This is a genomic window from Pseudomonas sp. FG47 (assembly GCF_057809115.1).
The window spans coordinates 22,896-35,541 of sequence record NZ_JBMDJI010000047.1 but is presented as its reverse complement, the minus strand read 5'-3'; the positions used below and the strand labels follow the sequence as shown (position 1 = coordinate 35,541).

Annotated in this window: 14 protein-coding genes; 1 reads left to right on the top strand and 13 read right to left on the bottom strand. The window is 64.2% G+C overall.

Annotation, left to right across the window (positions count from 1 at the left end):
• Positions 1-156 precede the first annotated feature (156 nt).
• The 4 genes from ACODS5_RS22595 to ACODS5_RS22580 form a co-directional block, all read right to left on the bottom strand.
• The gene (locus ACODS5_RS22595; protein ID WP_489109702.1) at positions 157-717 is read right to left on the bottom strand and encodes a DUF1285 domain-containing protein; all 561 of its coding nucleotides are present in this window, start codon (positions 715-717) and stop codon (positions 157-159) included.
• Positions 718-728: 11 nt separating this feature from the next.
• Positions 729-1,334: a DUF4823 domain-containing protein gene (locus ACODS5_RS22590; RefSeq protein ID WP_134693125.1), complete on the bottom strand. Its 606-nt coding sequence runs from the start codon at positions 1,332-1,334 to the stop codon at positions 729-731.
• A gap of 67 nt (positions 1,335-1,401) precedes the next feature.
• Positions 1,402-2,370: a GTP 3',8-cyclase MoaA gene (locus ACODS5_RS22585; RefSeq protein ID WP_489109701.1), complete on the bottom strand. Its 969-nt coding sequence runs from the start codon at positions 2,368-2,370 to the stop codon at positions 1,402-1,404.
• A gap of 186 nt (positions 2,371-2,556) precedes the next feature.
• Positions 2,557-3,192: a TetR/AcrR family transcriptional regulator gene (locus ACODS5_RS22580; RefSeq protein WP_134693123.1), complete on the bottom strand. Its 636-nt coding sequence runs from the start codon at positions 3,190-3,192 to the stop codon at positions 2,557-2,559.
• 73 nt (positions 3,193-3,265) lie between these two features.
• Between ACODS5_RS22580 and ACODS5_RS22575 the strand changes: the two genes are divergently transcribed.
• Positions 3,266-4,399: an aminotransferase class V-fold PLP-dependent enzyme gene (locus tag ACODS5_RS22575; protein WP_489109700.1), complete on the top strand. Its 1,134-nt coding sequence runs from the start codon at positions 3,266-3,268 to the stop codon at positions 4,397-4,399.
• A 281-nt stretch (positions 4,400-4,680) separates the two neighbouring features.
• Here the strand turns inward: ACODS5_RS22575 and ACODS5_RS22570 are convergent, their stop codons facing one another.
• The 9 genes from ACODS5_RS22570 to fabD all read right to left on the bottom strand — a co-directional run bounded on the left by ACODS5_RS22570 (position 4,681) and on the right by fabD (position 12,627).
• Positions 4,681-5,463: a TatD family hydrolase gene (locus tag ACODS5_RS22570; protein ID WP_134693121.1), complete on the bottom strand. Its 783-nt coding sequence runs from the start codon at positions 5,461-5,463 to the stop codon at positions 4,681-4,683.
• Positions 5,464-5,496: 33 nt separating this feature from the next.
• Complete coding sequence (locus ACODS5_RS22565) at positions 5,497-6,483, bottom strand: DNA polymerase III subunit delta' (RefSeq protein WP_489109699.1); 987 nt, start codon at positions 6,481-6,483, stop codon at positions 5,497-5,499.
• The gene (gene tmk / locus ACODS5_RS22560; protein WP_489109698.1) at positions 6,476-7,108 is read right to left on the bottom strand and encodes a dTMP kinase; all 633 of its coding nucleotides are present in this window, start codon (positions 7,106-7,108) and stop codon (positions 6,476-6,478) included. Before tmk ends, ACODS5_RS22565 begins: the two co-directional genes overlap by 8 nt.
• On the bottom strand, positions 7,105-8,262 hold the full coding sequence (mltG, locus tag ACODS5_RS22555; RefSeq protein WP_134693118.1) for an endolytic transglycosylase MltG: 1,158 nt from the start codon (positions 8,260-8,262) through the stop codon (positions 7,105-7,107). The genes tmk and mltG overlap by 4 nt, the downstream gene beginning before the upstream one ends.
• A gap of 3 nt (positions 8,263-8,265) precedes the next feature.
• A complete protein-coding gene (gene pabC, locus ACODS5_RS22550) occupies positions 8,266-9,081 on the bottom strand; it encodes an aminodeoxychorismate lyase (protein WP_489109697.1) in 816 nt (271 codons plus the stop codon).
• Positions 9,081-10,325 carry a beta-ketoacyl-ACP synthase II gene (gene fabF, locus ACODS5_RS22545; protein ID WP_134693116.1) on the bottom strand — a complete coding sequence of 415 codons (1,245 nt, stop codon included), beginning with the start codon at positions 10,323-10,325 and terminating at the stop codon, positions 9,081-9,083. Before fabF ends, pabC begins: the two co-directional genes overlap by 1 nt.
• A gap of 165 nt (positions 10,326-10,490) precedes the next feature.
• Positions 10,491-10,727, bottom strand: coding sequence for an acyl carrier protein (gene acpP, locus ACODS5_RS22540; RefSeq protein ID WP_010223225.1), 237 nt, complete (start codon positions 10,725-10,727; stop codon positions 10,491-10,493).
• Between the two features lie 204 nt (positions 10,728-10,931).
• Positions 10,932-11,672, bottom strand: coding sequence for a 3-oxoacyl-ACP reductase FabG (gene fabG, locus ACODS5_RS22535; RefSeq protein WP_134693115.1), 741 nt, complete (start codon positions 11,670-11,672; stop codon positions 10,932-10,934).
• Positions 11,673-11,688: 16 nt separating this feature from the next.
• Positions 11,689-12,627 (bottom strand): ACP S-malonyltransferase, encoded by a 939-nt coding sequence (gene fabD / locus ACODS5_RS22530; RefSeq protein ID WP_134693114.1) that lies wholly within the window; start codon positions 12,625-12,627, stop codon positions 11,689-11,691.
• Between the last annotated feature and the right edge of the window lie 19 nt (positions 12,628-12,646).

The window sequence follows — 12,646 nt, the reverse complement described above, 5'->3', positions numbered from 1 at the left end:
CCCCACTACGCAAGAACTCCGCTCGGCCTCCTGAAGTCGCAATTTGTGTTGCCTGGACTATCGCGCGCTTAGAAGCAAAATCAAAAGCGGAGCAAGAGCAAGAAGTTGATATGGACGGGTATTTAAGGGGATAAGGGTGGCTACCAAAGTAAATATTTAGCCAGCATGTCCAATAGGATAAAACTCTCCCCGACTCCACACCCCAAGCCAAACTTCCCCATCAATCACCCGCGGCACCGCCAACTCCACCAGTTGGTAAAACACATTACGGTGGATCAGCGCCTCGAGGTTGCCACGCATCAACACGTAGGGCGACGGCTCCTGGGTAACCGGATCAAGCTCCACACGCAGCGGATTCCCCGGCCCGGCCTCGACCTGGTCCTCGACGTTGCTGGTAAAACGCAACACCTGCCCCTCACCCTGCCCGTCAACGTCCAGCAACACGGCAACGAACGGCGCATCATCGACCCGGATGCCGACCTTCTCCACCGGCGTAACCAGGAAGTAGTCATCGCCATCCCGACGAATGATGGTGGAGAACAACCGGACCATCGGCTTGCGCCCGATCGGTGTACCCAGGTAGTACCAAGTACCATCGCGGGCAATGCGCATGTCGATGTCGCCGCAGAAATCCGGGTTCCACAAATGCACCGGGGGCAGCCCTTTATACTGGGGAATCTGCGCCAGAAGATCGTTGGCCTTGCCCGAATCGGTCATCTCACCCTCGCTCAGCGACTCATGCCCAGAAGGCTACGAGCGTACTCGCGCATCGGTGCGGCAAGCAAATCCTGCGGGGTATTGTCGTGGAACGTCAACAAACCGCCGCGGCTCTTGATCCGCGCGGTGTCGATCAAGTAACGGGTGCTGGTCTCGATCAACATCATCTGCACGATACCGCTGTCCCAGCCCAGGCGGTCGACCGCCTGCTCGTCATACCACTCGTCGCCGTTACCAATACGGTCGTCGGTACGGGCGAAACGGGTATAGAGCACATAGTCGGCCCCCACCGAGCGCGCCTCGGCGATGGCGTCTTCCAGGCCCAACGGGCCCTGGGCACGGCGCACCAGCGGGAAGTACTCGACGAAACTCTTGAACGCCTCCTCGGCCACCGCGTTCTGCCGCGGCTGCGGGCCCTTGCTCGGCGGCATGAAGGCACCCTGGCCGATGAAGATGAACGAGTCCGGCTGCAAACGGACCGACAGGGTACGGGTGGTGTCGCTATGATCCAGCAGGCCCGCGTCACTCATGTGGTAACGCACGCCCTCGCCCATATCGCTGACATTCATGCAGCCGCCCAACGCCATCAGCGCCAGCAGCAAGACCAGGCTACGCATCTTTCCTCCAGAGGCCGGTGACGAAAAACCGGCGAATAGCCGCCAGGATGCAGCTTTTGCGCCAGAGTCAGCCGCCGATCACCTTCATTACCATCACATCCCCGGAAAACGCCTGGTCCTGCTTGTCCGCCAAGGCTTTCACCAGCAACCGCTGCAAAGCCGGCAACGCCTGATGACGCGGTTTGTCGAGCAGGTCGCCGACATAGTGACGGTTGCTCGACGACAGGCAGCCATGCAGCCAACCAGTGGAGGACAGACGCAGACGCGAGCAGCTCCGGCAAAACGGCACGCTCTCGTTGGCAATCACGCCAAAGTACCCCTTGCCAGGAATGCGATAACGCAAGGCCGTGGCATCCAAGGGCCGTGCCGCCTGCTCATAGGCGTACACCTGGCCGATCAGCGCCAGCAACTGTTCGAGGCCGACGAACTGTTGCACGAAGGCGTTGCGCTCACGGGCCAGATGGCCCATGCGCATCAGCTCGATGAAACGCAACTCGTAACCATGAGCCAGGCAATACTCCAGCATCGGCATGACCTGGTCGAGGTTCTGCCCGCGCATCGGCACCATGTTGACCTTGATTGCCATGCCGGCGGCACTGGCCTGTTCCATGCCCGCCAGCACGCTGGCCAAGTCGCCACCGCGGGCGATCCGGCGGAATGCCAACGGGTCAAGGGTATCGAGGGAGACATTGAGCCGGCGAATGCCGGCATCGCGCAGCAGCGGCAACTTGCGTGAGAGCAACTGACCATTGGTGGTCAGGCTGATGTCCTCGAGCCCGAGCTGGCCAACCGCCAGGAGAAACGCCTGCAACCGTGGACTGACCAGCGGCTCGCCGCCGGTGATGCGCAACCGTTCGATGCCAGCCGCCTCCACCAGGTACGCCACGCCACGGGCCAACGCATCCGCCGACAGTTCGTCCTGCGCCGCCACCAGGCGCTTGCCGTCGGGCACGCAATAGGTGCAGGCGTAGTTGCAGGCAGCAGTCAGGCTGACGCGCAGGTTGCGAAAACGCCTGCCTTGACGGTCGACGATCATGGGTGACTCCGGCATGGATGAATCGGGCCGGCAAAACCTGACTTATAAATCAGGTTTTTGCAAGCCCTGCCGGCGAAGAACCCTGTGTTCGCCAGCAAGGCTGGCTCCTCCAGGATCCAGGACGGGCCACAGGGTAGGAGCCGGCTTGCCGGCGAACACCGGCGCAGCCGGTGCTACATCGCGGCGTCAGTTGGCAGGCTCCGGATCGCGCTTGCGCTTGTTGCCCATGCGCACGCCGATATCCATGAGGAACTGGAAGAAACCTTCCTGATCTTCCAGCACATTGCTCCAGAACGGCGAGTGATACAGCGCCACCGCGCCATGGACCAGGGCCCAGGCCGCGCAGTAGTGGAAGTACGGCGGCACGTCCTCGAGCTTGCCTTCGCTGATCCGGCCCTTGATCAATTGCGTCAGACGGTCGAAGTTGGAGGCACGGATCTTATGCAACTGCTCGACCATTTCCGGCACCTGGTTGCCCTTGACCACCTTTTCTTCCAGACGGTCGAACAGCCGGTAGCGCTGCGGGTCGCGCATGCGGAACTCGAAGTAGGCGCGCGACAGGGCTTCCTTGTCGCGGTCGACGTCCGCCGAGTGCAACAGCTCGTTCAGGTCGCGCTCATAGTCGAGCATCAGGCGCAGGTAGATCTCCGCCTTGGACTTGAAATGCTTGTAGATCGTGCCTTTGCCGATGCCTACGGCGTCGGCGATCATCTCGACGGTGACACTGTCTTCACCTTGTTCGAGAAACAGCTTGAGCGCCGTATCGAGGATTTCTTGCTCGCGACGACGAAACTCACGGACCTTACGAGGTTCTTTCTGCATAGGAAGGACTGGGATGACGATCGAAGCGGTTTATTATGCCTAAGTGGCGGCAAATTGCACGGATCTTCCAACCATGTCTGTGTTTCATGATGAGTTCGACCAAGCGCCGGGCCTGTGCTATCTGAACCACGCGGCCATTGCCCCCTGGCCACGCAGGGCCAGCGACGCGGTGGCCCGCTTCGCCCGCGACAACCAACGCCTGGGGGCCTGCGCATACCCAGCCTGGCTGACCACCGAACGGCGCCTGCGCGAGCGCCTGGCGCGGCTGGTCAACGCCCCCGACAGCGCCGATATCGCCTTGCTGGGCAGCACCTCGCAGGCCCTGTCGCTAGTGGCCTTCGGCCTGACGTGGCAGCCTGGCGACCAGGTGATCATCAGCGCCGAGGAGTTTGTCTCCAACCGCGTGGTCTGGCAGGCCCTGGCCGAGCAAGGCGTGGAGGTGATCGAGGTAAGCCTCGCCGCAACGGCGCCGGAAGCCGCGCTACTGGCCGCCTGCGGCCCGCGTGCTCGACTGCTGGCGGTGAGCGCCGTGCAATACGCCAGCGGCCTGCGCCTGGACCTTGTCCACCTCGGCTTGGCATGCCGCCGGCAAGGCGTATTGTTCTGCGTCGACGCCATCCAGCAGGTTGGCGCCCTGCCCTTCGACGTGCAGGCCAGCCATTGCGACTTCGCCATGGCCGACGGCCACAAATGGATGCTTGGCCCAGAAGGCCTGGGGCTGTTCTACTGCCGCCGCGAACTGCGCCACCAGCTGAAACTGCACGCCTACGGCTGGCACATGCTCGAACACCTCGGCGATTTCGAGCGGCGCCAATGGCAGCCGGCCCACAGCGCGCGCCGCTTCGAATGTGGCAGCCCGAACATGTTGGGGGCCTGCGCCCTGGAAGCCAGCCTGTCGCTGCTGGAGGAAGTCGGCATGGCGGTCGTCGCCGACCAGCTGGCGCTGCGGGTCAACCAACTGCACGACGGCCTGGCGGCCATCCCCGGCGCCCAGCTACATAGCCCGGCTGATCCTGCTCGTCGGGCCGGGATCGTCAGTTTCAGCCTGGATGGCCATGCCAATGCCGACATTTATCGAACCTTGACCAACAATGGCGTGATCTGCGCGCAGCGCGGTCCGGGGGTGCGTTTTTCCCCACACTTCTATACCGATCAGCGCCTGATCGACGACGCACTACGACAGGTCCGGCAGATTGCCATGCGTTGAAGGCCCAAGGGCAGGCTGGCGTATTCCAAATCTGTTTAAAAAACGACCAATACGCGCTGGCGGGGCGCCAATCCTGGCCAATACTTGAACTGTTGGCGCGGCGCATCCCCCCAAGTGGCGCGCCGATAAAGGTGCCCAGGGACCGTGTACCTTTGTTTTACTCCTAATGGTCTTAACCCGGATTCCCCCCCCAGAACCCGGGTTTTTTTTGCCCAGGTCACAGGCAGGCGCCAGCCTTGCTGGCGAACCAGGCATCGCGCTGGCTGGCCTGGAGGCGCTCCTCAGGCCACCCGCGCCAACGGGAACAAACGCTTGAAGTTCGCCGTGGTCTGCTCGGCCAACTGCGCATAGCTCACCCCGCGCAGCGATGCCACATACTCAGCCACGTCCCGCACATATTGCGGCAGGTTCGGCTTGCCGCGGTGCGGAATGGGGGCCAGGTACGGCGAGTCGGTCTCCACCAGCAGGCGGTCCACCGGCACCTGGCGCGCCACATCGCGCAACGCGTCGGCATTGCGGAAGGTGACGATGCCCGACAGCGAAATGTAGTAGCCCAGGTCCAGCGCGGCCTTGGCCATCTCCCAGTCCTCGGTGAAACAGTGCAACACCCCCGCCTGGGGCAGGCTGGCCTCGCGCAGCAGCGCCAGGGTGTCGGCGCGGGCGGCACGGGTATGCACCACCACCGGCTTGCCGGTCTGCCGCGAGGCTTCCAGGTGCAGGCGGAACGACGCCTGCTGCAACTCGGCGGCTTCGGGCTCGTAGTGGTAGTCCAGGCCAGTCTCGCCAATGGCCACCACGTGCGGATGAGCCAGTTCGCGCAGTAGCCATTCCAACGCGGGAGTTTCTCCGGGCGCCAGGTCCAGCGGGTGCACCCCCACCGAGCAGTCGACATCGGCGTATTGCTCGCTGAGCGCCTTGACCGCCCCGGCGTTTTCGGCGCTCACGCCGATGCACAGGAAGTGCCCCACCCCGCGCGCGCGCGCCGCCTGCAGGGCGGCATCGAGGGAGCCCTGGTGGGCACTCAGGTCAAGACGATCGAGGTGGCAATGGGAATCTACGAGCATGGCAACAGGACACACCTGAATTAACGATAGGAATCAACGCTGGCCGGGCAACTGCACCCAGTGGGCGAGCAAGGCTTCGAGCAGCAGTACACGGTTGAGGTTGGCCTTGCCCAGCACCTTCTGGCGCTGCTCGAGGATCCACGCCTGGAGCTCCAGCACCTTGGCCTGACGGCTCTTCTGCGCCAGGTACTGCACGACCTTGCGCATGTCGGCCAAGCCTAGTCCGTCCTCATCCTGGGTCAACTGATAGCGCAGGATCAGGTGCGCCCAGTCGCAGAACCAGTCGAACAGCAGCAGCAAGGGCACGCCATTCCAGGCCTCGGCCAACTGGCTGGGCGATTGCTGCTGCTTGAGCAACTTCTTCACCCCGTCGGTGACCAGCGCCCGCTGTTCGCGCACACCCTGGGCCTGCAAGCTGAGCGCCATCAGTGGCGAGCCGGCGGCCAGGGTCAGCAGCTCTTCGCGTGCCGGCTCGTCACTGTCCGCCAGCGCGCCAGCCAGCCAGGCGCGGCTCTGGGCCAGGCTTGGCTGCGGACAGGCCACTTGCTGGCAGCGGCTCTTGATGGTCGGCAACAGGCGGCTGGGCTGGTGGCTGACCAACAGCAGCACGGTGTCGCCCGAGGGCTCCTCGAGGCTCTTGAGCAGGGCGTTGGCGGCATTGATGTTCATCGCCTCCACCGGCTCGATCAGCACCACCTTGCGCCCGCCCTGCTGGGCGGTCTGCACCACGAACGAAACCAGTTCGCGGACCTGGTCGATCTTGATCGGCTTGTCGGCCTCTTCGGGCTCGAGGATGAAATTGTCCGGGTGGCTGCCGGCCTTGAGCAACAAGCACGATTTGCAATGTCCACAGGCGTCCAGGCCATTGGGCTGCTGGCACAGCAGGCGCGCCATCAGGCGCTCGGCCAGGGCGCGCTTGCCGATACCCTGCGGCCCGTGCAACAGGTAGGCATGGGCGTGCTGGCCACGTCCGGCCAACTGCTGCCAGAGCGCCTGCTGCCAGGGGTAGGCTTCAGCCACGGCAACGCTCCAGGATGCCGGGCACCAGGGCATCGATCGCCCGCTGCACCGCGACCAGCGGCTGCGCCGCGTCCAGCAGGCTGTAGCGCTGCGGCTGCTGGCCGGCGCGCTGCAGGTAGGCCTGGCGCACCGCTTCGAAGAAGGCCTGGCCTTCCTGCTCGAAACGGTCCAGTCGGCCACGGGCCGCTGCACGGGCCAGGCCGACTTCCACCGGCAGGTCGAACACCAGGGTCAGGTCGGGGCGCAGTTCGCCCTGGACGAAAGACTCGAGGATGGCGATGCGCTCGACTGGCAGCCCGCGCCCACCGCCCTGGTAGGCGTAGGTGGCGTCGGTGAAGCGGTCGCACAGCACCACCGCGCCGCGAGCCAGCGCCGGACGGATCACCTGCGCCAGGTGCTGGGCACGAGCGGCGAACATCAGCAGCAATTCGGTATCGACCGCCATGGCCTCTTCGCTCGGCGCCAGTAGCAGCTCACGAATGCGCTCGGCCAGCGGCGTGCCCCCCGGTTCGCGGGTCATGACCACATCGATGCCCTGCTCGCGCAGGCGCGCCGCCAGGTACTCGCGATTGGTGCTCTTGCCCGCGCCTTCGGGGCCTTCCAGGGTGATAAACAAACCGCTCACGAGTGTTCCTTAGTGTCGTCTGGCGCAGGCTCATCGGCCGGCGCGGATTCATCGGTGGGCGCTGTCGGCTCAGCCTCGGGCGCTGGCGCGGCGCCGTTCTGCGGCGCGGCGGGCTGGCCCTGTGGCGCGGGGCTCGAGCGATAATCGGCGCGACGCTTGAGCTGGAACTCGCGCACGGCGCTGTTGTGGTCGTCCAGGTCGTCGGAGAACACATGGCTGCCATCGCCGCGGGCGACGAAGTACAGGCTCGAGCCGTCGCTGGGGTTCAGCGCGGCATGGATCGCCTCGCGGCCGACCATGGCGATCGGTGTCGGCGGCAGGCCGGTCATCGTGTAGGTGTTATAGGGCGTCGGTTCGCGCAGGTCGGCGCGGGTGATCTTGCCGTTGTAGCGCTCGCCCATGCCATAGATCACGGTCGGGTCGGTCTGCAGCATCATGCCCAGGCGCATGCGCCGCACGAACACACCAGCGATCTGCCCGCGCTCCTGGGGGATACCGGTCTCCTTCTCCACCAGAGACGCCATGATCAGCGCCTGATACGGGTCGCGATACGGTAGGTCGGTGCTGCGCTCGGCCCACTCCTTGGCCAAGACTTCATCCAGGCGCATATAGGCCTGCTGCAACAGTTCGACATCGCTCATGCCCCGCACGAAGCGATAGGTGTCGGGGAAGAAGCGGCCTTCGGGGAACACCCCGGTGTGGCCGAGCTTGTCCATCACCTCGGAGTCTGACAGCCCCTCGAGGGTGTGCTTGAGCTTTTCATGCTTGGCGACTGCGGCACGCACCTGGCGGAAGGTCCAGCCCTCGACCAGGGTCAGGTTGTACTGCACCACGTCGCCACGCTTCCAGGCATCGAACAACTGCCCCACGGTCATGCCTGGGGTCACGCGATACTCGCCGGTATGCAGCGGCGTACCGGCCATGTTGAAGCGCCAGTAAAGACGCAGCCACAGCGGATCATCGAGCAGGCCTTCGCTCTGCATGCGGTAGAACATGCGATTGGGCGTCGTGCCGCTGGGCACGTCGAGCAGGCGCTCCTGCGCCACTTGCAGGGGCTGCTCCAGGACCGCGTTGACCTTCCAGGCGGCCCAGCCCAGTGCCAGGCCGGCGATGATCAAGCTCATTTCCAGCAGCAGCAGGAATTTGCGTCTCACGAATCAGGTATCCAGTAACGTACGGGCAACGGCCTGCAGTTTACGGGTGAGTGGTCCCGCCGGCCAGTTCAGCACGGTGATTTCGCGTACAGGCCAGATGCCGTAGACGCTGTTGCAGACAAACACCTCGTCAGCCTGCTCCAGCATCTCGAACGGCAAGTCCCGTACCTGCACGGGGATGCCCAGCAGCGCGGCCTGCTCCAGCAACGCCGCGCGCATCACCCCGGCCACGCCGCAACGGCTCAGGTCGGCAGTCAGCAGCACGCCATCGCGCACCAGGAACAGATTGCTGTACACCCCTTCGATTACCCGCCCTTGGCCGTCACGCATCAAGCCTTCGGCCAATGTGCTGTCCTGCCATTCGGCCCGAGCCAGCACCTGCTCGAGGCGGTTGAGGTGTTTGAGCCCGGCCAGCAGCGGTTGTTCCGCCAGCCGTGTCTGGCAGGCGAACAGGCGTACACCTTGTTCTGCGTTTGCAACGGGATAAACGGGCAAGGGGCTGCCCTGGAGAATGCGCCGCGCCTGAGCACCCGCGACCGGAGCATAGCCGCGCTGGCTATCACCACGGGTCAGGATCAACTTGGCGACGCCCTCACCCAGTAGCTGGGCGAATTGCAACAGTTCATTGCGCACAAGCGCCAGATCGACCTCGATCGCCAGACGCTGACATCCCAGCGCCAGACGATCGAGGTGCAGGGCGAGCAGGCTGGGCCTGCCGCCGCGCACGGCAATGGTCTCGAACAGGCCGTCGCCGTAGGCCAGGCCACGGTTCTGCAGGTTGACTGCAGCCGCGTCCTGGCCGTCGATCCAACTGTGCATCAGTCGGCGAACCGGCGGAATACCAGCGAACCGTTGGTGCCACCAAAGCCGAAGGAGTTGGACAGCACCACATCGATCGGCATGCTGCGCGCCTGATGCGGCACGAAGTCCAGGTCACAGCCTTCGTCCGGCTCGTCCAGGTTGATGGTCGGCGGCGCCATCTGGCTGTTGATCGCCAGGACGCTGAAGATCGCTTCCACCGCGCCGGCGGCACCGAGCAGGTGGCCGGTCATCGATTTGGTCGAGCTGACCGCCAGCTTGTAGGCGTGATCGCCGAACACGCGCTTGATCGCGGCCACTTCGGCCACATCGCCGGCCGGCGTCGAGGTGCCGTGGGCGTTGATGTAGCTGACGTCCTCGGGCTGGATGCCGGCATCGCGCAGCGCGTTGGCCATGCAGCGGGCCGCGCCTTCGCCAGAATCGGGCGGCGAGGTCATGTGGTAGGCGTCACCGCTCATGCCGAAACCGACCAGCTCGGCGTAGATGGTCGCGCCACGGGCCTTGGCATGCTCGAGCTCCTCGAGCACCAGGGCGCCGGCACCGTCGGACAATACGAAGCCGTCGCGGCCCTTGTCCCACGGACGGCTGGCACGGGCCGGCTCGTCGTTACGGGTGGACAGCGCACGGGAAGCGCCGAAGCCGCCCATGCCCAGGCCACAGGCGGCCATTTCGGCACCGCCGGCAATCATCACGTCGGCTTCGCCGTAGGCGATGTTGCGCGCGGCCATGCCGATGCAGTGGGTGCCGGTGGTGCAGGCGGTGGCGATCGCGTAGTTCGGGCCTTGCAGGCCAAGGTGGATCGACAGGAAGCCGGAGATCATGTTGATGATCGAGCCCGGCACGAAGAACGGCGAGATCCGCCGTGGCCCTTGCTCGTGCAGGGTGCGGCTGGTCTCTTCGATGTTGGTCAGGCCACCGATGCCCGAGCCCATGGCCACGCCGATGCGCTCGCGGTTGGCGTCGGTAACCTCAAGGCCGGCGTTGCGCACCGCCTGGAAACCGGCCGCCAGGCCGTACTGGATGAACAGGTCGAGCTTGCGGGCCTCTTTGGCCGACAGGTACTGCTCGACTTCGAAGCCTTTCACCGAGCCGCCAAAACGGGTGGAGTAGGCAGACAGATCCGTATGCTCGATCGGACCGATGCCACTGCGGCCAGCCAGAATGCCCTGCCAGGTGCTCGGTACATCGGTACCCAGTGGCGACAGCATACCCATACCAGTGACCACGACGCGTCTACGCGACACAGTACTCTCCTCATTTTCTAATAACAGAGTCTCTTGCCAGTGCACTGGCAGCGCCAATGGCCTGGCAACAGACTCCGGTGTTCATTGCATAGCTTGCAAAGAAAAAACCGCACGCCGGCGACGGCAGTGCGGTTTTTCCCGACAAGAAGCGTCGACTGGAACGTCTTAGGCCTGGTGGCTGTTGACGTAGTCGATAGCGGCTTGAACGGTAGTGATCTTCTCGGCTTCTTCGTCAGGGATTTCGGTCTCGAATTCCTCTTCCAGAGCCATCACCAGCTCAACGGTGTCAAGCGAGTCGGCACCCAGGTCCTCAACGAAGGAAGATTCGTTCTTGACTTCCTCTTCCTTGACGCCCAGTTGCTCGGCGACGATTTTCTTGACGCGTTCTTCGATGGTGCTCATACCTAGTTTTCACTCCTAATGGACATATGTCAGGCAGCTGGCCGGTGACCAAGTTTATAGGAAGACGCCTGCTTTTCAAGCGTAACGCGCCTTCCACCAAGTCACCCGGCCCGCTGTCCGGAATCTGGTTGCAGCTTTATAACGGATTTTAGGCTCGGAGTATGACTCTTTTTTGAACCGATCCGTCACATTGAGTTGCGGATTTTACATGTACATCCCGCCGTTCACCGGCACGGTAGCACCGGTGACGTAGGCTGCGCCGTCGGAAGCCAGGAAGGAAACCACCTTGGCGATCTCCTCGGCCTGGCCCAGGCGACCCAGCGGAATTTCCTTCTGCAGGGCCTCGCGCTGCGCTTCTGGCAGCTCGCGGGTCATATCGGTGTCGATAAAGCCTGGGGTCACCGAGTTGACGGTGATGCCGCGCGACCCCACTTCACGGGCCAGGGCACGGCTGAAGCCCTCCAGGCCGGCCTTGGCGGCGGCGTAGTTGGCCTGGCCGGCGTTGCCCATGGCACCCACCACCGAACCGATGCTGATGATACGGCCCCAACGGGCCTTGGTCATGCCGCGCAGCACGCCCTTGGACAGACGGTACAGGCTATTGAGGTTGGTATCGATCACGTCGAACCATTCGTCGTCTTTCATCCGCAGCATCAGGTTGTCGCGGGTGATACCGGCGTTGTTGACCAGAATGGCTGGCGCGCCAAACTGCTCGCCGATGGCGCCCAGCACCTTGTCGACGGACTCGGCGCTGGTCACGTTCAGTTCCATGCCGGTGCCCTGGATGCCGTGCTCTTTCAGGGTGGCGGCGATGCGCTCGGCGCCCGAGGCCGAGGTGGCGGTACCGATGACGATGGCGCCCTGGCGGCCCAGTTCGAGGGCGATGGCCTGGCCGATACCACGGCTGGCGCCGGTGACCAGTGCAACTTTACCTTGCAGGCTCATGCAAGCTTCTCCGAATTCAAGCCAGCGCCGCGCGGGTGGCGGCGACGGCGTCTGGGGTGTTGAGGTTGTAGGTGGTCACGCCGTCGGCGCAACGCTTGTTCAGGCCAGCCAGGACCTTGCCCGGGCCGCACTCGACCAGGTTGACCGCGCCGCGCGCAGCCAGGGCCTGCACGCACTCGACCCAGCGTACCGGCTGGTACAGCTGCGCCAGCAGGTCCTGCTTGAGGGCATCGAGGTCGGCGGCGATGGCCGCGGTGACGTTCTGCACCACCGGGATCTGCGGCGCTTTCCATTCGATGGCGTTGACCGACTCGGCGAAGCGCTCGGCGGCCGGCTTCATCAGGGCGCAGTGCGATGGCACGCTGACCGCCAATGGCAGGGCACGCTTGGCGCCCTTGGCCTTGCACAGCTCGATGGCACGATCGACCGCAGCCTTGTTGCCGGCGATGACCACCTGGCCCGGCGAATTGAAGTTCACCGCGCTGACCACTTCGTCTTCGGCGGCTGCGGCGCAAATCTCGACCACCACGGCGTCGTCCAGGCCAAGGATGGCGGCCATGGCACCATGGCCGGCAGGTACGGCCTCCTGCATCAGCTGGCCACGGCGCTCGACCAGGCGTACGGCATCTTTGAGCGACAGGCTGCCAGCGGCGACCAGGGCGCTGTATTCACCCAGGCTGTGCCCGGAAACGAAGGCAGGCTGCGCGCCGCCCTCTTCCAGCCACAGGCGCCACAGGGCGATGGAGGCGGTCAGAATGGCCGGCTGGGTCTTGTCGGTCTGGTTGAGTTGTTCTTCCGGGCCTTCCTGGACCAGTTTCCACAGGTCGTAGCCCAGGGCCTCGGACGCTTCCTTGAAGGTCTCGACGATTACCGGTTTTTCGGCGCCCAGCTCTGCGAGCATGCCCAGCGACTGGGAACCTTGACCAGGAAAGACGAATGCGAGGGATGCAGACATTGAACAAGCCCTTATGATC